The 22,207-nt window shown below is 59.7% G+C and carries 22 protein-coding genes; 2 read left to right on the top strand and 20 right to left on the bottom strand.

Annotated features, from left to right (window positions below; all coding sequences use genetic code 11):
* The first annotated feature begins 24 nt into the window (after positions 1-24).
* Entirely contained in the window at positions 25-1,044 is a 1,020-nt protein-coding gene (locus VUN82_12165; GenBank protein XAS74530.1) for a dihydrodipicolinate synthase family protein, read from the top strand.
* 127 nt (positions 1,045-1,171) lie between these two features.
* On the opposite strand, the gene VUN82_12160 is transcribed toward VUN82_12165, so the two are convergent.
* From VUN82_12160 to VUN82_12120, 9 genes are all read right to left on the bottom strand, one after another.
* The gene (locus tag VUN82_12160) at positions 1,172-1,585 is read right to left on the bottom strand and encodes a hotdog fold thioesterase (GenBank protein XAS74529.1); all 414 of its coding nucleotides are present in this window, start codon (positions 1,583-1,585) and stop codon (positions 1,172-1,174) included.
* Positions 1,582-2,808: an acetyl-CoA C-acyltransferase gene (locus VUN82_12155; protein ID XAS74528.1), complete on the bottom strand. Its 1,227-nt coding sequence runs from the start codon at positions 2,806-2,808 to the stop codon at positions 1,582-1,584. Before VUN82_12155 ends, VUN82_12160 begins: the two co-directional genes overlap by 4 nt.
* Positions 2,809-3,073: 265 nt before the next feature.
* Positions 3,074-4,015: an NAD(P)H-binding protein gene (locus tag VUN82_12150; GenBank protein XAS74527.1), complete on the bottom strand. Its 942-nt coding sequence runs from the start codon at positions 4,013-4,015 to the stop codon at positions 3,074-3,076.
* A 71-nt stretch (positions 4,016-4,086) separates the two neighbouring features.
* Entirely contained in the window at positions 4,087-5,292 is a 1,206-nt protein-coding gene (locus VUN82_12145) for a VOC family protein (GenBank protein ID XAS74526.1), read from the bottom strand.
* Between the two features lie 64 nt (positions 5,293-5,356).
* Positions 5,357-6,367 carry a fumarylacetoacetate hydrolase family protein gene (locus VUN82_12140; protein ID XAS74525.1) on the bottom strand — a complete coding sequence of 337 codons (1,011 nt, stop codon included), beginning with the start codon at positions 6,365-6,367 and terminating at the stop codon, positions 5,357-5,359.
* 59 nt (positions 6,368-6,426) lie between these two features.
* Complete coding sequence (locus tag VUN82_12135) at positions 6,427-6,801, bottom strand: nuclear transport factor 2 family protein (GenBank protein XAS74524.1); 375 nt, start codon at positions 6,799-6,801, stop codon at positions 6,427-6,429.
* Between the two features lie 66 nt (positions 6,802-6,867).
* The gene (locus VUN82_12130) at positions 6,868-8,346 is read right to left on the bottom strand and encodes an aldehyde dehydrogenase (protein ID XAS74523.1); all 1,479 of its coding nucleotides are present in this window, start codon (positions 8,344-8,346) and stop codon (positions 6,868-6,870) included.
* Between the two features lie 80 nt (positions 8,347-8,426).
* Positions 8,427-8,933: a flavin reductase family protein gene (locus VUN82_12125; GenBank protein ID XAS74522.1), complete on the bottom strand. Its 507-nt coding sequence runs from the start codon at positions 8,931-8,933 to the stop codon at positions 8,427-8,429.
* Positions 8,934-8,945: 12 nt separating this feature from the next.
* The gene (locus tag VUN82_12120) at positions 8,946-10,136 is read right to left on the bottom strand and encodes an acyl-CoA dehydrogenase family protein (protein XAS74521.1); all 1,191 of its coding nucleotides are present in this window, start codon (positions 10,134-10,136) and stop codon (positions 8,946-8,948) included.
* Between the two features lie 464 nt (positions 10,137-10,600).
* Between VUN82_12120 and VUN82_12115 the strand changes: the two genes are divergently transcribed.
* Positions 10,601-13,012: a LuxR C-terminal-related transcriptional regulator gene (locus tag VUN82_12115; GenBank protein XAS74520.1), complete on the top strand. Its 2,412-nt coding sequence runs from the start codon at positions 10,601-10,603 to the stop codon at positions 13,010-13,012.
* Between the two features lie 19 nt (positions 13,013-13,031).
* Here the strand turns inward: VUN82_12115 and VUN82_12110 are convergent, their stop codons facing one another.
* From VUN82_12110 to VUN82_12060, 11 genes are all read right to left on the bottom strand, one after another.
* Entirely contained in the window at positions 13,032-13,220 is a 189-nt protein-coding gene (locus VUN82_12110) for a hypothetical protein (GenBank protein ID XAS74519.1), read from the bottom strand.
* 180 nt (positions 13,221-13,400) lie between these two features.
* On the bottom strand, positions 13,401-13,706 hold the full coding sequence (locus VUN82_12105; GenBank protein XAS74518.1) for an antibiotic biosynthesis monooxygenase family protein: 306 nt from the start codon (positions 13,704-13,706) through the stop codon (positions 13,401-13,403).
* Positions 13,707-13,729: 23 nt separating this feature from the next.
* Positions 13,730-15,058 carry an MFS transporter gene (locus tag VUN82_12100; GenBank protein XAS74517.1) on the bottom strand — a complete coding sequence of 443 codons (1,329 nt, stop codon included), beginning with the start codon at positions 15,056-15,058 and terminating at the stop codon, positions 13,730-13,732.
* 20 nt (positions 15,059-15,078) lie between these two features.
* Entirely contained in the window at positions 15,079-15,237 is a 159-nt protein-coding gene (locus tag VUN82_12095; protein ID XAS74516.1) for a hypothetical protein, read from the bottom strand.
* Positions 15,234-16,469, bottom strand: a complete 1,236-nt coding sequence (locus tag VUN82_12090) for an FAD-dependent oxidoreductase (GenBank protein ID XAS74515.1) — start codon at positions 16,467-16,469, stop codon at positions 15,234-15,236. The genes VUN82_12095 and VUN82_12090 overlap by 4 nt, the downstream gene beginning before the upstream one ends.
* Positions 16,470-16,588: 119 nt before the next feature.
* On the bottom strand, positions 16,589-17,653 hold the full coding sequence (locus VUN82_12085; GenBank protein XAS74514.1) for a maleylacetate reductase: 1,065 nt from the start codon (positions 17,651-17,653) through the stop codon (positions 16,589-16,591).
* Positions 17,650-18,564 (bottom strand): dioxygenase, encoded by a 915-nt coding sequence (locus VUN82_12080; protein XAS74513.1) that lies wholly within the window; start codon positions 18,562-18,564, stop codon positions 17,650-17,652. Before VUN82_12080 ends, VUN82_12085 begins: the two co-directional genes overlap by 4 nt.
* 60 nt (positions 18,565-18,624) lie before the next feature.
* Complete coding sequence (locus tag VUN82_12075) at positions 18,625-19,341, bottom strand: alpha/beta fold hydrolase (GenBank protein ID XAS74512.1); 717 nt, start codon at positions 19,339-19,341, stop codon at positions 18,625-18,627.
* A gap of 31 nt (positions 19,342-19,372) precedes the next feature.
* Positions 19,373-20,170: an SDR family oxidoreductase gene (locus VUN82_12070; protein ID XAS74511.1), complete on the bottom strand. Its 798-nt coding sequence runs from the start codon at positions 20,168-20,170 to the stop codon at positions 19,373-19,375.
* Positions 20,167-21,036 (bottom strand): CoA ester lyase, encoded by an 870-nt coding sequence (locus VUN82_12065; GenBank protein XAS74510.1) that lies wholly within the window; start codon positions 21,034-21,036, stop codon positions 20,167-20,169. Before VUN82_12065 ends, VUN82_12070 begins: the two co-directional genes overlap by 4 nt.
* The gene (locus VUN82_12060) at positions 21,033-22,181 is read right to left on the bottom strand and encodes a CaiB/BaiF CoA-transferase family protein (GenBank protein ID XAS74509.1); all 1,149 of its coding nucleotides are present in this window, start codon (positions 22,179-22,181) and stop codon (positions 21,033-21,035) included. The genes VUN82_12065 and VUN82_12060 overlap by 4 nt, the downstream gene beginning before the upstream one ends.
* Positions 22,182-22,207 lie beyond the last annotated feature (26 nt).

Below are 22,207 nucleotides of genomic sequence, written 5' to 3'. Positions count from 1 at the left end.
AACTGAAAAAACAAGGAGTACATCATGGTGGACTACACCAAATCCGAGGCGCGTTCCTGGGCCCGGGAAAACTTTGTCGGCACTGTCGCCGTCACGCACCCATCCTTCACGCCGGATTTCTCCGGCATCAACGAAAATGCAATCCGGCACGACATCCTCCTGCTCAAGGAACGCGGCTACAAGGGTTCCCTGCTGATCGCCGAAGCCAACATAACTCCGGAGGAGAATGCCCGGATGACCGAGGTGGCCCGGGAGGCCGCCGGGGAAGACTTCGGCCTCTTTTTCCACGCCATTTTCGGGACATTGGAAGAAAACATCCACGCCGCGAACCTGGCGACCAAGGCCGGCGCCGACCGTGCCCTGCTGGCCTATCCTTCCTCGTTCTGGCCCACTTCGTACGACGAGGTTTTCGACTACACCAAGCGTTTTACCGACGAAACCGACCTTGCCACCATGTTGTTCCCGCTGCCGGCTTGGGGGTTCGAGAGGATTCACCCCGCGGGCATGAGCGTTGATTTCGTGCGCCGCGTCCTTGATGCCATGCCCAGCATTGTTGCCATCAAGGCCGAACAGGGATACCCGGGCATTCCAGGTGTCATGGAGATGTACCATCACTTCCGCGATGAAGTAGTGATCTCCTGCCCCATTGAGGCCGAGTTGATCCCCCTCATGTCGGTCCTGGACGTTCAATTCTCCGGTACCGCGAACACTAACTGGATGGGTGACTACTACCCCAAGGCCTTTGAGCTGGCGCGCACGGGCAAGTGGGAGGAGGCCATGGAACGGTACTGGGAGGTGCAGCCCGCCCGGGCCGCGAATATTGCGGTGTCGTCCACTTCCACTCCGGGAACGAGCTCCATCAACCGCACCCAGTGGAAATACCAGGAATGGCTCTCCGGATTTAATGGGGGCGCGCTGCGTCCTCCGGCAGTCAGGCTGCCCGACCGCTTCATGAAGCAGCTACGCGCCAGCCTGCAAGCTTCGGGCCTTCCAGTCACGGACTCACCTGACTCCGAATTCCTCCGCGGACGCGTCTCCGCATAAAGCGTGGCCGGCCGTGAGCTGGCACGGAAAGCCCCTTGGATCGCCGACTTGTTTATTGCCCGGTGATCCAAGGGGTTTCCTCGTGCATGGCTGGACCACCGCGTGGCCCCGACGCCGTGCACGACAATTAGTCCACTGCGCGAAGCGCCCTGCCTGTTCCGCGGTAGATGGCAACGGTTCGCTCCCCTGCCCGCACCATGACATCCACGATCATCCTGCGGCCCTCGTGAAATGTCACTTCAGCGCAGGCAACAAGCTCCTCCGAGATACGGGCCGGGGAAACATAGGAGATCGAAGCCTCCGCAGTCGCGATTCCGGCTCCGAACGTGTTCGCGGCCATGGCGAATGCGGTGTCTGCCAACGCGAAGACAAAGCCACCGTGAGCGATCCCGTGCCCGTTGGCCATCTGTGGCATAACGGTCATGACTGCAGTGGCCCGCCCTTCACTTGCGTTCAACACCCGAATACCCAGGCCTTCCAAGGAGCGGTCTGCGGCGAGCATTGAGCGGGCCGGGTCCGCAATAAGTGCCGTCGGTTTCATGAGAGCCTCTCCAGCACCATCGCCATACCCTGGCCGCCGCCCACGCACAGGGTGGCCAGGCCGAGGGATCCGTCAGTGGTTTGCAGTCCATTGATGATCGTTCCAACCAACCTCACTCCCGTTGCACCGAAGGGGTGGCCCAGGGCGATTGCGCCGCCAAAGGGATTGACCCGCTCAGGATCGGCGCCGAGCTTGCGGACTACTGGGACCACTTGGGCGGCGAAGGCCTCATTCAGTTCGACGACGTCAATGTCACCGATCGACAGTCCCAAGCGATCAAGCAAACGACTGGACGCAGCAACCGGTCCCAGTCCCATGATCTCTGGTGAAAGCCCGCTGGCGGCGCTGCCCAGAATCCGGGCCAACGGCCGCAATCCAAGTTCGCCAGCGCGGCGGGCGCTCATTACCACCAAAGCCGACGCACCGTCGTTCAGCGGGCTGGCGTTGCCCGCGGTCACGGTTCCGGACTCGTGGAACACAGGCTTCAGACCTGACAGGGCTTCCATGGTGGTTCCCGGTCGCGGGCCGTCATCGGCGCTTACCACCATGCCGGAAGCCGTGGTCACTGAGACAATCTCTCTCGCAAAGTACCCGGACAGGACAGCTCGTTCCGCCCGGCGTTGAGACTCAAGAGCCCATTCGTCCTGGTCGTGGCGCGAGGTCCCGGATTGACGGGCTACGAACTCGGCAGTCTTGCCCATCGAAAGATACACATCGGGCAGCTCCCCATGGTCCCTGGGGTCCACCCACGGCTGACCAGCTTCGAAGCTGGCATCGGCCCGTCGCGCTGCCTCGGCAAAGGCCGGGTGGGGGTTATCAGTCACTGGAGGAACTGCGCTGGTCGATTCGACACCCGCAACCAGGAAGGCATCGCCGTCGCCCGCGCGCACGGCCTGTGCTGCCATTGCCGTAGCCTGCAACGAGGAGGCGCAGAAACGGTTTACTGTGACCGCCGGGACAGTGTCCATTCCTGCAAGCACCATGATTCGACGTCCGATGTTGTCGCCCTGTGCGCCCTGCGGGACAGCGCACCCCACGTAGGCATCCGCGAACTCGTCAGAGCCCAGCTGTGGAACGGCAGCGAGTGCTCCCCGAATGGCTGCGAGGGCCAGATCCTCGGGACGCTCAGCGGCCAATGAACCCTTACGGGCCCGGCCAATCGGTGTTCGGCGGTAGGCGACCACCACAGCATCACGTGGCTCCAAGGCAGTCTTCACGATCATGCTTTCCTTTCATTGGGGACCGCCCGGCACGCCGCTGGTCCCTTGGCGCGAGAAGGACGGGATTGAGAACACAGGGTTGCTAAGCCAAGGGGCCCGCCCTTGCATCTCAGTCCACCCAACTTATACGAACCGTATCGTATTGCACAAGACTTGGCGGCACCCAAGAAGACTCACTTGGTCTTGGCACGGCAGGAATGCAAAGACGGCTTCGCCCATATCCCTATGAGCGAAGCCGTCCTGTGGAACGCATGCCTGAAGTAAAGAGCTAGGACACCTGTGCCGGGATTTGGTCGTACGGCACCGATTTGACGGCTTCCATCACCGATTGCAGCGGTTCGGGACTGCGCCCGGTGATCAGCTGAACGTGTCCTGAGAGAACGGTCTGATACCCCTCGGCAATGGCGACTTCAGCAGTAACCAACTCATCACTTGCCCACATGTGGCCGTCGGCACTCGGCGGCATGGAGGGGTCGTAAGTCCTTGGGATACCTATGGAATCAAAGAAGGCGAGCCGCTCATCATCGGAAATCGGCTGATAATCAATTGGCGCGCCGTGTACCTTCGAACCGATGCGCGCAATGTCTTCAAAAGTCAGCAGTTCAGGCCCTGTGATTTCATAGACAGCACCCGCATGCCTTTCTGCAGCAAGCAATACAGCGGCTGCGCTGCGGGCGACATCGGCTTTGGCGGCCGGTGCCAGCCGTCCATGACCCGTTGCCTGTGCCATCACTCCGCTGGCTACCGCAGGAGCAACAAGAATGTTACTGATGATCTCCGCGTACAGCGCGTTGCGGAGGAAGGTGTAGGCCAAGCCCGAATTCCGGAGATCCAATTCGCTCTGATAGTGGTCCCTGGCTGAAAGAGCCGGGTTGTTGGGGTGAATGCCGCCCACGGACGTGTACACGATGTGGCGGACACCAGCATGCTGTGCTGCGGCAATCGCGTTCCTCGTCTCGGCAACCCGGCGGCCAAGGTTGAGTCCGCTGATGAGGAAGAGGACTTCGCCGCCGATGTAGGCCTCGTTGAGGGATTCAGGTTCCTGGTAATCGCCACGCATCACGCGGATGCCCGGATTCTTGTGTTTGTACAGCTTTTCCGGCGTACGTGATACCAGCGTTAGTTCTATGTCCGGGTTAGCTGCCAGAAGCAGTTCTGTGACTCTGCGCCCAAGATCCCCCGACGCCCCACTGATGATGATACGGCCCACTTCAGGCCTCCTTTTTGTAGTTTCTTGCTCCCGGCCTCTTTGGCGGGAACGGTGGTGCAAGTGATCCGGCGTCAGCCGAGGGGACCCCAGAAGGTTTCGCCGCCGTACGTATCGGACATGGGAGACAGCGCCTCGGGCCAAACCTCGGGATCGATAACGCGTCGTTGTGCTGGTGTCCGCACGGTCCCGTCCCATCCCACCTGTTCCATGTAGTAGTACAACTCCATGACGTGGCCGTCGGGATCGACTGCGTGAAGCGTGTAGTCGACACCGGGGTGGATCTCCTGTGGCAGGTCCAGGAGCTTGACACCGCGTTCTTCGAGGTAGCTTCGCGCTGCTCGCAACTGTTCATACGAGCCGAGTTGGATGCCGAAGGAGAGCAACGTGGTGTGTTCGCTGACGCCCAGGTTTTTCCGGAGTTCCATCGGGAAGAGTCCCAGGCTGTGGTGTTCCGTGTTTGCCCTCAGGAAGACGGCACGGTGACCATGGACCACCGTTTCCTCGCTCTTTACCAGGCCAAGCCGCTGCGTGTAGAACTCCTCTGCGCTGGCGACGTCCTCAACGAAGATGCTGACAGGTCCGATGCGAACGGGTTTGAACGGGCGGGAAAGGAGCACACCGCCTACATCGAACGTCTTCGGCAACTCGTCCACCCACCGGTAACCGCTGGTGAGATCCACACCATCCGCCTCGGCGGCAGCCAGCTCGCTGCCCTCCGACGTCGTGGGAAGCGAAGGGTGCTCGTTCGCCCATGGCCACAAGACTTCGGGTTTGCTCCGGCCATCCCAACCGACCTGTTCGATGCCATATTCCAGTTCGTTGGTGTGCCCTGTGGGATCGGGGAAGTAAGTGTGCCAGTTGGATCCGGGGTCCCGGCCATAGCGTTCGATCTTGTTACCCAGGGACTCGAGCCATAGCCGTGCCTGGACCACCTCGCGAAGGCTTCCAACTTGCCACGTGATCTGGTTGATGGTCAGGTCACCCCTGGCCGGGGAATCCATATGGTCCACCCAGGCCTTCGGCATCAGGACGAAGGTGTGGTGATCGCTGTTGTGGCGAAGGAAATAGATATGTTTGTCGGCGAGGCCATCAAGCCATACCCCTGGGTCATACTTTTCCAGGTCAAGGGCATCGGCCACCTGGAATCCGAGGAGATCCCGGTAGAAGGTCAGCGACGCGCCTGTATCTTCGACGCTGATGCCAAAATGGTTGAGCCGGCGGATTTTGAAGGGGCGGTCGTAGAGAACACCGCCCACGTTGTGCTGCTGTTCGCTCATGGTCATCTTTCTTTATGTGTGCCAAGGGGAGCAATGGCTGAAGACTTCACGCTGATCTGAAATCTCACGTGGCGGGACTGATAACTTCGTTCCGGATGGTGCCGATGAGACTCGAGGACACCTCGACGACGTCGCCGGGCTTCACGAACAGCGTGTCCGGATGAGATCCGTCAGTTTGTTGCCGGCTGGAATCGACGGCGGTTCCCTTTGGCGTTCCGCTGCTGATGAGATCGCCCGGATACAGGGTGGTGTCAGCTGAGAGGTGTTGGATGAAGGCGGAGAAATCGTGCACCATTGATTTGGTGTTGCCGCTTTGCCGGACCTCCCCGTTGACACGGCACTCAATGGGAATGTCCTGCGGGTCAATGCCTTCATTGACAACGATCCAGGGCCCAATGGTTGCCGACGTATCGAAGTTCTTGGAGTGCATGAAGTCCGGCCCGAAGGACACGTTGTCGCGGATCGACCAGTCGTTATGCAATGTGTATCCCCAGATATAGGGAAGAGCATCGTCGCGGCCGATATCGCGACCTTGTTTCCCGACGATAATCGCCACCTCGGCCTCGTAATCCAAGCGACGGGTCCTTGCGGGGTAACGCACCGGCTGGGCGTCAGCTCCTACTGCCCGGTGGTCCTTCAGGAAGTATTTGGGTCCACCCTGGACCAGCCGGTCAAGGACTTCAGCTGTGTCATTCCCTGCACTGTTCTTGCTGGCGGCTTCCATGTGATCGAAGAAGTTGGCCAAAGCGCAAAAGATCCGGGAACCTTGGGCCACCGGGGCATGAAGTTCAGTCTCACCGAGGCCAAAGAAGAGCGGCTCCCCCGCGAGCCCACGATCGTCCTGGGCTTTGGCCCATAAGTGCTCGACGGCGGCTTGGGCGCCTTCCAGGGCCCGGTCCCCCTCTGCGATAAACGCCCCAAGTTCCGAAGGGACGTCAGCGTCGGCTTGTGCCTGAGGGCGCGTCAGCTCTGACGTTACGGACAGGAACTTTGCGTAGGCTCCATTGGCGTCGACGATCTTATCGTCCTTGATGACACCCACGCGACGATGAGGGCCAAAGACAGCTATTTTCATGTGTTCTCCTGGTATTTTCACGATCTTGGACTGGCTGCGGTTGGCGGATGGATCAGGCCCTACCGTGCGGGGTCTATTCCGACGTCGTCGAAGAGGCGCGCGTCTGATGGGGTAAGGCTATAGATGGTGAGACTGTGGATCTTCCCATCGCGAATGGTGAAGAAGTCTCCGAGTTTGAGGCTGGCTCCGTTGGCATTCAGGTCTATCTCGACGGCTACGTGCTCTCCGTTCACCACCGGCGGATGCGGGCTTGGCGTCATCGCTCCGGGCGTCAGTCCGTTTTGGTACATCCGTCTGATGGCATCAGCCCCTTTGAGGATCCCCGCAGCATTGATCAACTGCGCATCAGGGGCAAACAGGTTGGCCACTGCATCCGCATCGCCCGCTTTCACGCCGTCGAAATAGGCCGCGACAATCTCAGCTGAATTACTCATGCGGTTCGATCTCCTTCCATTGCAACCCGTTGAAGGTTGCATGGCGTTGTTACTGGGCTTTTTGGGTCAGACGCTGAGATACCTGGCAGAGGCATAGATTGACTTGTATTCCAGGTATGCGTTGATACCCTCGGGCCCGAGTTCCCTGCCGACACCGGAATCCTTGAATCCGCCGAACGGCGCCCCCAGGTCCAAGGTGTAGTAATTGAGTCCGATGGTTCCGGTCCTTACCCGCCGCGCAACGGACAAGGCCCTGTCTTCGTCGGCGCTCCACACCGATCCTCCAAGACCGTAGTTGCTGTCGTTTGCCATCCGAACGGCGTCGTCGTCATCGTCAAAAGGAATCAGTGCCATGACGGGACCAAAGACTTCCTCACGTGCGAGGCGGTCATTATTGTCGACGTCGGCAAAGACTGTGGGCTGAACGAACCACCCGCTATCAAGGCCATCAGGGCGGCTGCCTCCTGTCACCAAACGGGCGTTGGAGGCTTTTGCCATATCGATGTACTCCATCACCCGTTCCAGGTGCTCATGTGTGGCCATTGGCCCCATGGTCACTGTTGGATCGAGCGGGTTCCCCAACCTGTACGAGTCAGCGAAGCTCCCGATCGCGTCAACGACTTCGTTGTATCGGGATCGAGCGATGAGAATTCGTGATTGGGTGGTGCAGGTTTGGCTGTTGTTCAGGAAGGAGGCGTTGTCCAGGCCAGCCAGCAGGGTGTTGACGTCGCCGTCTTCGAGGAAGACAGCTGCGGATTTGCCGCCAAGTTCAAGCGTGCAGCGGCGGATCAAACGCCCGCACTCGGCGCCGATAATTCTGCCCGCTGCGGTTGAACCTGTAAATGCGATTTTGTCCACCAGAGGGTGCGAGACGAGCGCTGCGCCTGCGTCCCGATCACCCAGGACGATGTTCAATACGCCATCAGGCAGACCGGCGGCCTTTGCAGCATCGGCAAAGACATAAGAATCCAATGCTGTTTCCGGCGAGGGCTTGAGCACCACCGTGCAGCCGGCAGCAAGGGCCGGCGCGATCTTGAACATGGCCAACGCTTGCGGAAAGTTCCATGGTGCGATCGCGCCGACTACTCCGACGGGCTCTCGGCGGACAATGGTCGAGCCAGCCTGGCTGGTGCGCACCTCTTCCAAGGAGAGGTTCTCGATGACGTCCGCATAGATGTTCAGGAGGACGGATGGCGCCCCGCCGTTCAACATCTGCGACAACCCGATTGGCATCCCATTCTCGCGAGAGACCAGCTCGGATGTGTAGGTGGATCGGAGGTCGAGCTCACGGGCGAATCGTCGCATCACCTCAGCGCGTTCCTGGGGAGACGTTTTACCCCAAGGCCCATCGTCCAGGGCTCGCCGGGCTGCCCTGACCGCGGCGTCGATGTCTGCTTCCGAACCCATAGCGGCTATACCGATGACTTCTCCGGTGGCTGCCTCCACCTGGTTTCGGGTCCGACCCCCTGTGGGCTTGACCCAAACGCCGTCGATAAAGAAATGCTTGCGGTCCAGATCGTTTGGCTTCTCAACGATGAGAGACATGCGTTCTCCTTGCTAAAAGTTGTTGGGACGAAGGGCTGCCCAATTGCCTGGGGCGGTCCTTCCGGTGGCGTTCTTCGCCACTAAACCGAGAGGTTGAGGAAGCTGCCTTGAAGGAAGATCAAGGGTGGGTTGGTGGCTCGCAGTTCCAGGGACTCGACCCGCCCGACGATTTGGTAGTGGTCTCCAATGAGATCGATTTTGTAACGGGTGCATTCAAGCGTGACTATGGCATCGTTCAGCAGTGGCACCCCACGCTCGGAGAGCGTCCAGTCCACTTCGTTGAAGCGGTCTTCCGAACGGCGGGCAAACGCCTTGCAGAGCTCGGTCTGGTCCTGGCCGAGGATATTGACGCCAAAGTGGCTTGCCTCATAGAGCCGAAGCCACGTTTTAGACGACTTGTCTACAAAAAACGCCACCAAGGGTGGTTCCAGTGACACCGATGTGAAGGAGCCCACAGTCATGCCGACAGGCCCGGACCTTAAGCCGGCTGTTACTACCGCGACGCTTGTGGGGACGTGTCCGAGAACGTGCCGGTAGGTTCGTGCGGGGTCTTCAGCAGGCGCTTCGGGGATCGTGGGAATGGACATGTTGACCTTGCCTTAGAGGTTGATGGTGGGTTCCAGGCCCATCAGGACCCGGCCGTAGGCTTCTTTACCAATTTCAGGAGTCACAAAGGCATGCCGTGCGGCAATTTCGGAATCGCGCCAGATCTGGTTAAGGACGTTGGCTTCGGCAAAGGATCCTGCACCGTTGGCGGTCATCAGCGCATCGATGGCCTGCCCGATCAATTCGGCGATAACTCCAGTGTCATTGCGGATACGGGCCCTTGTGGGAAGATCCAACTTCTCACCGGCGTCGGCGGCTGTGTCAATGTCCAGGCACATCCTGTTCAGCAGTAGCTCAGACATATGCAGATTTGAAGCTGCCTTCGCAACGGCCAACTGATGGGTGGGGGAATCTTTGGCGTTGCTGTACATGGTGTAGGCCACCGGTTTGCCGGGCAGCTTGGCCAAGGTGATTTCCAGTGCGTGCCGCGCCAGGCCGATCTGCGGGGCAATGAGGATAGCGGCTGCCACGGCGTTGAAGGCCACATTTGCCATGCGGTCGTCCTTGTACGGGGACAGGAAATTCGAGGTGAGCATGTTGCTGAGTCGCTGCACCCGGTGCTCCGGCACGAAGTGGTCTTCCACCACGATCGTGTCACTGCCTGTGCCCTTCATACCCGCGACAAACCAAGTCGGCTCGATGGTCCATGCTTCGGCGGGGATGAGGGCCAGCGCCATCGGGTCATCGCCATCAAGCAACACACCAAGCGTCGCCCAGTCCGCAGCAAAGGAACCGGAGGAATACGGCCACCGGCCACTGATCAAATAGCCACCGTCAACGCGCTCACTCTTGCTTCCGGGGCTGAACGTGCCAGCCACCTTCGCCAAGGGATTGCTTCCAAAGACCTCTTCCTGGGCTTGCTCCGAAAAAGTCGAGGCGAAACCTGTTCCCACCATCATGAGCGTGGTGACCCACCCCGTGGAACCATCACCGCGGGATATTTCCTTCGTCACTTCCACGGCTGTGCGCAATGAAGCACCCATGCCCCCGTATCGCTTCGGAACCAACATCCGGAAAAGTCCGGCGCCTTCCAGTGCCGTTACCACTTCCGGGGCAACGCGGCGGGCTTCGGAACCCTGCGCTGCGAACTCCCGGACCAACGGCACCAAATTGGCAGCGCGGGCCACCAATTCAGCATCCGGAACGTTGATATCTGACAATTCGGTGATTGACGTCGCTGTCATGGCGCCTCTTTCATTGCTGAGTAATTGTGGTAAACCGTGGAATAGCGCAGGCGAATTCCCGCCGCATTTTGCCTTAAGGATTGAGGAAATAGCCCTCAGATATCGAGATAGCGTTGCTTACTGCTGTAGTCTGTGAGGAAAACAGGCAGGAATTCGCGGACTTGTGTGTCAATACAGTCCGGCCAGAAATTGTCCGCCGCCCATGGATTGGAAACGGCGCCGGCAGGGCCGCCGTCTTTGGAGAAACCGGAAAATACAGTGGCTGGATTAGTGCTTGCACTTGATCCGTTGCCGCCGTTCCGGCAGGTGCTTGGATTTGCTGCTCTGCGCCTCATCGCGCTTGCCTTCCGATTTGCTCCAAGAGTCGTTCTGACTGCATCCAGTGTGCGCGGCTGCGACTGCCAGCGGACGGGTCAAATGACCCCATCTGCTACCTGTATTGTTATCTGCATCACAGGAGGGTCATGAGTACCGAAGCAGTGACCATTGGCTCCTTGGGGGGCCATAACCTAACGAGCTTTATTGGACGACGCAATGAACTCGGCGCAGCGAGGGAGCTGATGTCACGCTCCCGCCTCCTTACGCTTGCCGGACCCGGAGGCGTCGGTAAGACGCGCCTCGCTGCGGAGCTTTCCGCACGAACCCGCAAGGCGTTTCGCGATGGCGTTTGGATAGTTGAACTTGCAGCCTTGGAAGACACCTCTTTGGTTGTTTCGCAGATTGCGGCTTCCCTTCGACTGCCTGACCAGTCGAACCGATCACCCGCAGAGAGGATTGCGGAGTACGTCCAGGAACGGCAACTGCTCTTGGTCCTGGACAACTGCGAACATCTTCTGGACGTGATACCGGCTTTGGTGGCAAGGCTCCTGGAAATTTCACCAGAGCTGCGTGTCATTGCAACCAGCAGGGAACCCCTGGGGATCTTCGGTGAGCAGGTCTACCAAGTGCCACCGCTCAGTGCCCCTTCGGCGTCCGACATCGAAGCCGGAACGATTGAGGCTTTTGAGTCTGTTCGGCTGTTGGTTGATCGAGCGAAAAGCATAAACGCTGGATTTGAGATCACCGATGGCAACCGGCAGGCCGTTGCCCAACTGTGCCAGATGTTGGACGGCATACCTCTTGCCATTGAACTTGCTGCTGCCCGACTGCGCTCATTATCGGTTGTTCAACTCGTGGAGCGGCTGGACCGGCGCTTTGACATCCTTAAGGGCGGAAACAGGGCAGCAATTCCCCGGCAGCAGACGCTGCGGGCGCTGGTGGACTGGAGCTATGAACTCTGTACCCGGGAGGAACAGATTTTGTGGGCCAGGCTTGCGGTCTTCCCGGCCGGCTTTGACGTCGAGGCCGCGGAGGAGGTCTGCGGATTCGGCGAGATCAACAAAGTGGATGTCCTGGACCTGCTGGATCACCTCGTCGCAAAGTCTCTGGTGGTCGCAGAAAACGTCATTGACGTCATGTCTGCGGGCGACCAGCCAAGGCGGTACTGGCAACTGATGACCTTCAGGGAATACGGGGCGGCGTTGCTTGATCGCAACGGCGAGTCTTCCGAACTCCGCCGTCGCCAACGCGACCACTACCTCGGAAAAGCGTCCGAAACTGTTGCGCTCTGGTGCGGTCCGGAACAGTCAACGCGCCTCGCTGCCGCGCGGCGGGATCATACGAATATTCTCTCGGCGTTGGAATGGTCGGCAAGCACTCCGGGTGAGGAACTGGCAGGGATGAATCTGGCGGCCCTTCTCAGGTACCACTGGGTCGCTGGGGGCAACCTTTCAGATGGCCGTGGGTGGCTTGAGCGGATGCTTGGTCTGGCTACGGGCAGAACGCGCGAGCGTGGAAATGTCCTATGGGTAGCCGCGTGGGTAGCCCTGCTTCAGGGCGATCCGGAACCCGCACAGGGGTACTTGGCCGAATGCCGTGAAATCGCTCATGACCTGGATGATCCGGTGCTGGCAGCTCATGCCGACCAATGGCAGGCTTTAAGCGAAGTCCTCGGAGGTCGGCTCGAAGAGGCTATAGGGCTCTTTGGCCGCGCAGCAGCCGTCCACCGGTTGCAGGAGGACTGCGCTTCAGCACTTACGGCGACTTTCCTTTTGGCCTGGACTCAGATGTATGCCGGGCGGATAGAGGAAGCCCTCGCGACCTGCCAGCGGGTACTGGCTGAAAGCGGCAGGCACGGTGAGCGGTGGAGCCGTGCGTATGGGCACGCGGTCATGGGCCTTTGCCACTGGCACCTTGGTCAGCTCGAGGATGCCCGCCGATGCCAGATCTCCGCGCTGGAAATTCAACGGGATTTTCACGATGGGCTTTGCATTGCCCTGACCATCGAGCAAATGTCGTGGACAGCCGCTTCGAACGGGCAGTTTGAATCGGCAGCAGCACTTCTTCACGCAGCTCAATCGGTTTGGAAAGGGATCGGCACCACCGTTTCTGCCTTCGGTCCGCTGGAAACAGATTTCAAGCAGACTGTGGGGCAGATTCGACGGGAGCTCGGGGAGGCGCGGTTCCGGTCAATAGTCGACGGGGGGCCGGCTCTGTCCAAGGACCAAGCTGTTGAGCTCGCATTGAACCTGGCCAAAAGCTCCTATGTTTCGCCCCGGGCGGACTCCGTTGAGAGCAGGAACCGTGCCGAACTGCGTCGTTCAAACAAAGCGGAGTTTGTGGGTCTATACAGCCCGGGCGGGCCACAGCTGACCGAGCGGGAAACGCAAGTTGCGGCCCTTGTTGCCCAAGGGCGCAGCAACAAGGAAATCGCTGCCGAACTGGTTCTGTCCCCAAGGACGGTCAGTGGTCACATCGAGCGAATATTGTCCAAGCTTGGTTTCACTTCACGAACCCAAGTCGCATCCTGGCTGGCAGGCCGGACCAGGGCACAATAGGGCACCAGCTCCTCTCGCGTTACGCGACGGTGTCGGTTTCCGGTTCTGCCTCGGCGCTGTCCTCGATGAACCAGCCTGCCCATGGATGGGCCACTATGCGCCCCGATGGCCCGCGGTGGCCCACGTTCCAGGACGAGGGGCCCGGGTTGGAGGGTGACACGGAATGCAAGCTCAGTATTGTTCCAAGATAAGTGCCGATGGTACCCATTTGTACTCCTCATTGAGTGTGGTGATTGCCTCGCAACAATGCGGGACTAAGTCCAGCCTGTGCTTCATCCGCCTTGAGCACAAATACAATATTCATTGATCCGCCATACGTGGAGAATATGCCAGAAAAGAGCTGCAAAACAGCGCGTAGCCGTTTAGATTTGAGTCGAAGGCACCGGCCTCACAGTGAGATCGAAACGTCCTGTCCACCGAAATGGAGAACCTGTGGCGGAGTGACGCAGTGTTCCATCAGGACCCGGCGTAGCTCGTTTGCTTCCGAGGTACCTGGAAATCTTACGGTGTGGTCTTCAATATTCTCCCAACCTACCCGCAAAAGATATGTATTGGGGCTGTCCACGCTAACCAGCAACTCAACTGAATGACACCCTTCCGCCTCGACCAGTGATTTCCTGACGGCACTGAAGTCCCTGACAAATTTCTCCTCGGTGTCAGGATTGATCCGGAGATCGGCATGTTCGTAGATCATTTTGATCCTCTCGTTTGTCCCGATTACTGCACGGAAATCGACGCCTCGGTGTCCGCCTGAGCATGATCATTGTTCTGACGGCGGCCGGGTACCAACAAGGCCAACAGGCTGACAATGCCAATGGTAATGACCAGGCCCGAAACGTAGACGGGGTCGTTTCCACCACGGGCTGCCAGCAACGCGGTTGCCGCAAGGGGAACCAGTCCGCCACCCAACGTCGCGGACACCTGATACGCCAAGGATGCACCTGTATAGCGGGATTCGGCGCCGAACATCTCGGAGATGTAGGCCGCTGTGGGTCCGTACACCATGGCCTGGAGCAGTGGATTTCCAATCAGGAAAGCCACGAACAACAGCACAACGTTGTCTACAGCGATCATCAACCAGATGGGATGGATGAGCAAAATCATGCCGATTACGCCGGTCATCATCACTTTGCGTCGCCCTACCCTGTCTGACAACGCTGCAAACATAGGGATCGTGAACACATGGATTACCTGGGTCGCGAGGCTGATCCACAGGACTTCCGAGCGGTTGTGCCCGGCGGCAACGGCATACGGCATGGCAAAGGTGGCGAGAAGTGACTGCATGGCAAAGGCCATGATCGTACCCAGGCAAGCGATCACGACGGCGCGCGGATACTTCCGGACTACCTCCAGGAGCGGATGCACCCTGCGGTGTTGCGACGCAGCTTCCTTGCGCTGCGTTTCCAGGAAGACTGGCGATTCAGCGACCTTGAGGCGCACGAAGAGTCCGACGCCAACCAGGACTGCACTGAACAGGAACGGCAACCGCCATCCCCATGTCATGAACAGTTCCTCAGGCATCATGCTGCAGAGGCTGAAGACCACCGTTGCCAAAGCAGCGCCGGCAGGGCCACCCATGTTGGCGAAGCTGGCGGAGAAGCCCCGCCGCTCCGGCATCGAGTGTTCCATGGCCATCAGGGCAGCCCCACCCCATTCGCCTCCGACAGCGATACCCTGAATCACGCGGAGCACAATCAACAGCAGGGGCGCCAGCTGGCCGATTGCTGCCTGGGTTGGGAGGAGACCGATGCAGAAGCTTGCACCGCCCATCAGGAGCATGGTCAGGACGAGCATCTGCTTTCGTCCGACCCGATCACCGAAGTGGCCGAAGATCAGACCACCCAGTGGTCTCGCCAAGTAACCGACTGCCAGGGTCGCGAACGACGCCACGATGCCCAATGCGGGTGAGAGATTGGCGAAGTAGAGCGGAGCGAAAACCAGGCTGGCAGCCAGTCCATAGAGCAGAAAGTCGTAAAATTCGATGGCTGTTCCCATGAAACTTGAAAAGAGTACCGATTTCATTCGCCCTGGTGTTTTAACAGACATTGAAACTCCTTTGTTTGATGTCAGTAGGCCATGAGAAGGATCTGGTCCCGTGTGTAGTCCAGTCCTGGATGAGATTCGTTCAAGTGAGCACGCACCGCGATGACCAGCTCCTCATCGTCCACCCCATCCAGGAGGATGCCGCACGGGCATGAGACATAGCGGCGCCGATTAACAGTCATGGCACCAGGACCGCGCTGCTCATGGGCTCGAGCCCCGGGACCATGCCCATGGCTACTTCCCAGGCGAGGGGCTGGCGTAGTTTTGCGCGCAATTGCACGAACTCCTGGCGCCGTTCGAAGGCCAAGGCCCCGGCGAGGAAACCTCCCTGACGGAAGAGGAAAAGTGATCCGTTGTCATTCTGGCTGGAATACACTTGTTCCCCTCCGGACTGATGTCCGGCCCACTGCACCCTTTGACCATGTTGGTCGGACCAGAAGAAGGGAACAGTAGCGCAGGGCACCAGTGGTGATCCCTCAAGATAGTTCACCGCGTTCAGTCCGGCTGCTCGCCCTTGTTCGGCTGCGGTGGTCCAGTGCTCAATGCGCATGGCTGCATCGAATCGTTTATTGGGCCACCGGACGGCGTCACCTGCGGCGAAGACGCCCCGGGTACTCTGCAGATATTCGTCGGCAAGAATGCCGTTTTCCAGTTCGATACCCGAAGAAGCCAACCACGAAACGGCGGGCCGCACCCCGACTCCCACCACAATCACATCAGCGGCAACTTCACGGCCATCACTAAGCTTCAGGAATCGACGGCCGTTCCGTTCGATGGTGGCCGTTGCGCCCAATCCAAAGAATGTTTCCACTCCCTTGCCTCGATGCAGGTCCTCGTAAACCCTGGAAACTTCTTCACCGAAGCGGATAAGCGGGTGTTCGGAGAGATCGATCAGGGATACTTCGCGGCCGTCCCCGATCAAGGTCGAGGCGAATTCTCCACCAATAAACCCTGCACCCACGATGGCCACGGAGCGACGGCGATCGTTGACGGCTTCCCGGAGTCCTACGGAGTCTTCAAAGCGCCGCAAGACGAACACGTCCCGTTCCCCATCGAATATTGGAGGCATGATCGGTTCACATCCTGTGGTGATGATTGCTGCCCGATATTTGATGTCGCCACTGCCTGTGGTCACCACCTGACGTTGCGGGTCAAGGGCCGTGGCCGTGTCTCCGAGTCGGAACTCCACGCCGCTCTCCTGCAGAGCGCGCGCAGAGGGGTAGATCAACGCTTCAATGTCGACGGATTCCTTCAAGGGGATCTTCGACAACGGGGGCAATTCATAGGGCAGATGCTGCTCGGCACTGACCACCGTGACCTTCAAGCCCGGTGCCCGGCGGCTGACGGTCTCAGCCGCCCTAAGTGCCGCCGTCGATCCCCCAACAATCACAATGTCGGTAGTGGTTTGGACCATGGCCTGTCTTTCTGTTGTGAGTTTGCGTGAGGTGAATCACTGCTTTCCTCTACTCTGTGACCGCAGTTGGTATTGCACAAATACCAATTAATTCCGCTAGGCATCTATTTGATGTATGCCTAGGGAGATGTCAGGGCGTCACCGTTAAGCGCGGCGGTGAGGAGGCCCCGGAGGCCTGTTGCTGTCAATGGACGCGGGTTGGCATATTGATTGTGGGTTGCCAGTTCGACGGCCGTGTCGATGTCTTCGTCGGTGAAGCCGAGTTCACGCAGAGAACGCGGACCGCCCAGGTTCACAGCGAGTTCACGTATGTGGCGGGCAGGATTCTGTGCCCCAGTGGCCCGCTGCAATGCAGCGATGGCATCGGGAGCATGCCCGGCATTGAAGTTCAGCGCATAGGGCAGCACTACCGTATGGGTTTCAGCGTGGGGCAAGTTGAAGGTCCCGCCGAGGATGTGGCAGAGCTTGTGGTGCAGCGACATCGTGGTCGCTCCCAGAGTGGCACCACAAAGCCATGCCCCGTACAGCGCATCTGACCTGGCCTCCGCATGGGCTGGATCCTTGACGATTTTCTGCAAGGCGTTGAGCATTGCACGGGCTCCTTCCTCTGCCATGAGCGAGATGACAGGAGATCCGTCAGGGGCATAGAGCGCTTCCACCGCATGGGCTATCGCATTGAAACCGCTGGTGACGGACATGCCCACCGGAAGGGTCAGCGTAAGTTCCGGGTCATAAATGACGCTTGTAGGCAACACGCGCGGGTCACGGCCGGTCTTCTTTTCGCCGTCGGCTGTCAGCCCCCAGATCGGCGTCATTTCCGATCCGGCGTAGGTGGTGGGCACCGCGATGATGGGGGCGCCAAACTCCAAAGCTATTGCCTTCCCAAGTCCCGTGGTGGATCCACCCCCTACTGCTACATAACCATCGGCATCCGCTGCCCTTGCTGCATCACGTGCCCTGTGGGCTGATTCAATGGGGACGTGCATCTCGGCTTCTGCGTGCACCCCGGCGCTCAACTCGCCCAATTGCCTGGATACGTTCCTGGCCAGATCTTCCTGAAACGGAGTGGACAGGACCAGTACACGCCGCAGGCCCAACGCACGGACCTCCTCGGGGAGAGTCTTGACCGACCCCGCGCCGAAAGTTACCCGCATCGGCAGTGCTTCATAGCGGAATTCCTTCACCGGACTACCTCCTCGGATACTTGGAAACGTGAGCTGGGAGATTGGCTCTCCGGGTGCAGCAGAATGTCGATGACTCCCTCGATGAACGGGGAATCCACCCCAAACTCTGCGGCCGCCGCAGGGTCCTCGTTGGGGGTGAAGGGTTTGATGAGGCTTTCCTTGACAGCGAAGACCGCATCCGAGTCGATGTATTCGCTTCCCCCAATGAAGATGTGGGTCGTCAGCTCCTTGAAACCCGCCGCGGTGACAATGAAGTGGATATGGGCTGGACGGTAGGGGTGTCTTCCACTGGCCTTCAACAGACCTCCAACCGGACCATCGGTTGGAATCGGATAGTAGCTCGGTACAACGCTGCGGAAATGGAACGCACCGTTTTCGTCGGTACGGAAGAGTCCCCTGCCGTTGCCGACGCTTTGAATGCCCGGCTGCTGGACGTCGTAGAAGCCCGTGGTGTTGGCCTGCCACACGTCAATCCGGGCGTTGGGAATAGGCAGTCCGGTGACTGAGAGGACCCTCCCCCTGACAACGCACACGTCCCCTTCGCTTTCGGAAGAGATGTTGTCGCCCAGATGCCGTTCGGGTGATTCGACCATATGGAAGGGCCCGAGGACGGTCGAATCCGTAGCGTCCGGGGTTTCCTGATCGTTGATCGTCTCCACCAGCATGGAAACTCCCAGTACGTCCGAAAGCAGGATGAACTCCTGGCGCACGTCATCGCACTTCCGGCCTGTTGCGGTAAGGAAGTTGATTGCCGCTTCCCATTCGGAAATGCTGGGGCTTACCTGACGAACGAAGTTGTGAAGGTTGCGGGTCAGGCTTTCCAGAATGGCCTTAAGCCGCGGGTCAGCAGTGTCTTTGAAACTGTCGATGACAGCGTCAGTGAGCGATTCCGGACCTAGGTCTTTGCTCATGGAGGACTTCCTTTCAATGGCGTGGTGCTCCAGTTCAGGATGGAAGGAGGGAAGTGATGCTCACCTGCCGACCACCTGCGGCGAACCTTCCGCCTGGTTCCGAAGAAAAGCCTGCAGCGCGGTTGCGGCCGCCTTTGGTTGCTCCAGTGGAACGAAATGCCCGCTCTCCTGGATAAGGACAAAGCGCGCATCAGGGAGTCGTCCAGCGAGATCCTCGCTCAAAGCCGGCGGCGTAATGATGTCTTCGGCAGCGCCCACCACCAGGGTGCGACAGTCCATGGAGGCCAGTTCCGAACGTCGGTCGGACCGATCCATTACGGCGCGCTGCTGATCCACGAAAACCTGTTCGCCCAGTTCTTCGGTCATCGCCTCCACAACCCGCTGAACCTCGGGGATTCCCCGCGATACGGCCGGGGCCGTGCGGGTGATCGCTTCCAGGAATCCCCCGGAATTCACCAGCGAGATAAGGCTTTCGGAGTTCTTCCGACGATCCTCCGGCGCGGCAATGGCCGAGGTGTTGAACAACGCCAAAGCCTTGACTCTTCCGGTCTTCCTTAGCGCTATCTCAAGGGCGACATACCCTCCCATCGAAATTCCAACCAGGATAAATTCGCTGGGGGCCAGTGACAGCACATGGTCCGCCATGGCCTGGATCGTCTGCCCTTCACCACGGACCACCGTGCATTCGAACTCTCCCCCGAGTTCGTCAATGACCGGCTGCCATAGCCGGGAGTCGGCGCCCAGGGCCGGAAGCATGATCAGCGGGGGGTGTTTCATCTGAAGTCTCCGTTGCAAGTGGGGTTGGTGGTCAAGATGCTGCTCCGTCGACGTGCAGGACGGTGCCTGAGGTGAATGCGGCTGCCGCTGAGGCGAGGTATGCCACGGCGGCGGCAATCTCGCGGCCGGTTCCTGGTCTGCCAACGGGGATGGCGGCAGAGGCGGCGGCCTTCTCTTCCGCCCCCATCACCTCGAAGGTGTCCCGGACCCGCCCAGTGGTGGGGAGGATGAGTCCAGGAGCTACGGCGTTCACGGTAATCCCGGTGCCACCGAGGTCTTTGCCGAGCTGCTTGGTGAGACTCACGATGCCTCCCTTGGACGCAGCATAGGCCAGCCGGGCGCCTACAGTTCCTGACGGCCCATCGAGACCGTCGGCAACCAGCGACGAGAAATTTACGATCCGTCCATAGCCGCGCTTCAGCATGATCGGGACAGCCTGCCGCGCGCACAGGAAAGTGCTGGTGAGGTTGCTTTCGATCACTGCACGCCACACCTCGCCGCTCAGTTCTGAGAGTTCACGGACCTTGGCAGTGCCACTGCCTCCAGCCGCGCTGACGAGGACATCGATGCGCCCAAACTCCTCCTCGATACGGGTGAAGGTCTCGGCGACCACTGATTCCTCGGCCAGGTTCCCCGCGTATGTCAGCACTTTGAGCTTCGGCGATCTCTCCGAGAGTCTGGCTGCTGCGCTCTGTAGCGCCGACGACGAGACGTCAAGGAGCGCGAGGTCGAACCCGTCATCCGCCAGGCGATCGGCGATGTCATTTCCGAGGCCACCGCCGCCGCCGGTGATGACGGCAACAGGCCGATGATTCATAGGGTGAGTCATTTGTCCTCCTCTGCCAGGCTGCCGCCGGCGTGTGCTTCCCGGTGATTGACCAGCGTGCGTGCATCGGACGCGAGGCGCGCGAGGATGGCTTGCGCGCGCCGCAGCACAGGGGCGTCCACCATGGCACTGTCAACCTTGACCACGGCTCCCCCGTCACTGATGGATTTCACAATCCGCCCCGCCCACGCGACCTCGTCGTCACTGGGACGGAAGACGTGGTGCGTTACGGCGACCTGACGGGGATGAATCAGGAGTTTTCCGGACATTCCCAACTCGAGGGCGGCGTGCAGGTCCTGCGTCAGCGCGGAGTCGTCGTCGAACTTTGGGGTAACGCCGTCCAGGGGACCCGGAAGGCCGTGGGCGCGGGAGGCGAGGACCAGTGACGAACGGGCCAGCAACATTGCGCGCTGGTTCGGCTGCGCAGCAATATCCGCCGCGAAATCGAGCTCGCCAAAAGCGAGTCGAGCCACGCCCGGAACACTCGCCAGGGAGTGGGCGGCCACAACGCCGGAGGCTGACTCAATGAGCGCTATGACAGGGCATCCCAGCGTTTGATGGACTCTGGACACGTGGACCGGGTCTTCGGACTTGGGCACCATTACCCCAATAAGGCCCGGGATGCCCCTCAAAGAAGCAACCTCCTGGTCCCGCTCGATCCGCACCACCGCTTGACCTGTTCCTGACAACCAGGAGGTGACGGCCAGCAAGGCCGAATCCTTATTGCGAGCGCTGACGGCGTCTTCCAAATCGAGGATGACCACATCAGCCCCGGAAGTTTGCGCTTTCGAGAACCGCTCGGGCCGGTCCCCCGGGACAAACAGGAACGAGCGGGCGCTCTGAAGCAACGCCAAAGAGTCCTTGCTCATGTTGTTTCCAGCACTTTGAACTCTGCCAGAATGCGTTCGGTGTCTTCTCCCACTTGGGGAACGCGACCCATCACAGGCTCCTGCCCGACGAACGTGGCTGGAGGAATCAGGGCACGTAAGGGCCCGACCGGTGAGTCATATTCCCGCCATCTGTTGCGCGCCGCCAGTTGGGGGTGGTCAGCGAAGCCCTGCATGTCACGCAGCAGTGCGTTCGCTATCCCGGCTTTCTCAAGCAAGTCCACAACCTCGTCCGCCGGGTACCGGGACAGCCCCTCCTCTATCACCAACGTGAGGTCCGCTCGGTGCTTTACACGCAGGGAATTTCGCGCGAAGCGTTCATCCAATGCGACCATTGGACGGCCAAGGACCCGCTCACAAAAGGTTGCCCACTCACGTTCGTTCTGGATTCCCAGGAACACCTGCTGCGAGTCACCACACGTGAAGGGACCGTACGGGGCGATTGCTGCATGTGATGAACCTGTCCGCTTTGGTGCGGTTCCGCCGTAAACTGCATAGTTCATGGCGTATCCCATCCATTCACCGAGCGCCTCGAGCATCGATAATTCGATGGTTGCCCCCTCCCCGGTCTGCCCGCGCTGAAGCAGCGCAGTCAGGATGCCTGAGTAGGCGTACATACCGGAGGCGATATCCGCAATCGAAATCCCCACTTTGGATGGGGTCTCTTCAGAGCCGGTAATGGACACCAGACCGGCTTCGCACTGCACCAGGAGGTCATAAGCCTTCTTTGATGAATACGGACCGTCGGCACCATAGCCGGAAATTGAGACGTGGATCAGCTCCGGACGCTCAGCACGCAGCGCATCGGCGCCGAGCCCGAGACGTTCTGCCGCACCCGGGGCCAGGTTCTGCACGAAGATGTCAGCACTGCGAATCAACTCGTGCACGGCATGATGACCCTCTGGGCTCTTCAGGTCCAAGGCGACTGACTCCTTGGACCGGTTCAGCCAAACAAAGTGGCTCGCCATGCCCTTGACTGTTTCGTCGTACCCGCGGGCGAAGTCTCCCACGCCTGGGCGCTCGATCTTGATGACCCTGGCCCCCAAATCGGCGAGTTGGCGTGTAGCAAACGGTGCTGCGACCGCCTGCTCAAGCGAGACGACTGTGATGCCGCTCAGAGGAAGCATGATGTTAACTCCTGAAGTAGGTAGTG

This window comes from Micrococcaceae bacterium Sec5.1 (genome assembly GCA_039636795.1).
Taxonomy (GTDB): domain Bacteria; phylum Actinomycetota; class Actinomycetes; order Actinomycetales; family Micrococcaceae; genus Arthrobacter.
The sequence above is the reverse complement of the archived record's forward strand: the minus strand, read 5'-3'. Positions and strand labels throughout refer to the sequence as shown.

What these genes read in the sequence shown, in the direction of transcription:
- VUN82_12165 (XAS74530.1), top strand. Translation starts at nt 25, where the DNA reads ATGGTGGACTACACCAAATCCGAGGCGCGTTCCTGGGCCCGGGAAAAC.
- VUN82_12160 (XAS74529.1), bottom strand. Translation starts at nt 1,585, where the DNA reads ATGAAACCGACGGCACTTATTGCGGACCCGGCCCGCTCAATGCTCGCC.
- VUN82_12155 (XAS74528.1), bottom strand. Translation starts at nt 2,808, where the DNA reads ATGATCGTGAAGACTGCCTTGGAGCCACGTGATGCTGTGGTGGTCGCC.
- VUN82_12145 (XAS74526.1), bottom strand. Translation starts at nt 5,292, where the DNA reads ATGAGCGAACAGCAGCACAACGTGGGCGGTGTTCTCTACGACCGCCCC.
- VUN82_12140 (XAS74525.1), bottom strand. Translation starts at nt 6,367, where the DNA reads ATGAAAATAGCTGTCTTTGGCCCTCATCGTCGCGTGGGTGTCATCAAG.
- VUN82_12135 (XAS74524.1), bottom strand. Translation starts at nt 6,801, where the DNA reads ATGAGTAATTCAGCTGAGATTGTCGCGGCCTATTTCGACGGCGTGAAA.
- VUN82_12130 (XAS74523.1), bottom strand. Translation starts at nt 8,346, where the DNA reads ATGTCTCTCATCGTTGAGAAGCCAAACGATCTGGACCGCAAGCATTTC.
- VUN82_12125 (XAS74522.1), bottom strand. Translation starts at nt 8,933, where the DNA reads ATGTCCATTCCCACGATCCCCGAAGCGCCTGCTGAAGACCCCGCACGA.
- VUN82_12120 (XAS74521.1), bottom strand. Translation starts at nt 10,136, where the DNA reads ATGACAGCGACGTCAATCACCGAATTGTCAGATATCAACGTTCCGGAT.
- VUN82_12115 (XAS74520.1), top strand. Translation starts at nt 10,601, where the DNA reads ATGAGTACCGAAGCAGTGACCATTGGCTCCTTGGGGGGCCATAACCTA.
- VUN82_12110 (XAS74519.1), bottom strand. Translation starts at nt 13,220, where the DNA reads ATGGGTACCATCGGCACTTATCTTGGAACAATACTGAGCTTGCATTCC.
- VUN82_12105 (XAS74518.1), bottom strand. Translation starts at nt 13,706, where the DNA reads ATGATCTACGAACATGCCGATCTCCGGATCAATCCTGACACCGAGGAG.
- VUN82_12100 (XAS74517.1), bottom strand. Translation starts at nt 15,058, where the DNA reads ATGTCTGTTAAAACACCAGGGCGAATGAAATCGGTACTCTTTTCAAGT.
- VUN82_12095 (XAS74516.1), bottom strand. Translation starts at nt 15,237, where the DNA reads ATGACTGTTAATCGGCGCCGCTATGTCTCATGCCCGTGCGGCATCCTC.
- VUN82_12090 (XAS74515.1), bottom strand. Translation starts at nt 16,469, where the DNA reads ATGGTCCAAACCACTACCGACATTGTGATTGTTGGGGGATCGACGGCG.
- VUN82_12080 (XAS74513.1), bottom strand. Translation starts at nt 18,564, where the DNA reads ATGAGCAAAGACCTAGGTCCGGAATCGCTCACTGACGCTGTCATCGAC.
- VUN82_12075 (XAS74512.1), bottom strand. Translation starts at nt 19,341, where the DNA reads ATGAAACACCCCCCGCTGATCATGCTTCCGGCCCTGGGCGCCGACTCC.
- VUN82_12070 (XAS74511.1), bottom strand. Translation starts at nt 20,170, where the DNA reads ATGACTCACCCTATGAATCATCGGCCTGTTGCCGTCATCACCGGCGGC.
- VUN82_12065 (XAS74510.1), bottom strand. Translation starts at nt 21,036, where the DNA reads ATGAGCAAGGACTCTTTGGCGTTGCTTCAGAGCGCCCGCTCGTTCCTG.
- VUN82_12060 (XAS74509.1), bottom strand. Translation starts at nt 22,181, where the DNA reads ATGCTTCCTCTGAGCGGCATCACAGTCGTCTCGCTTGAGCAGGCGGTC.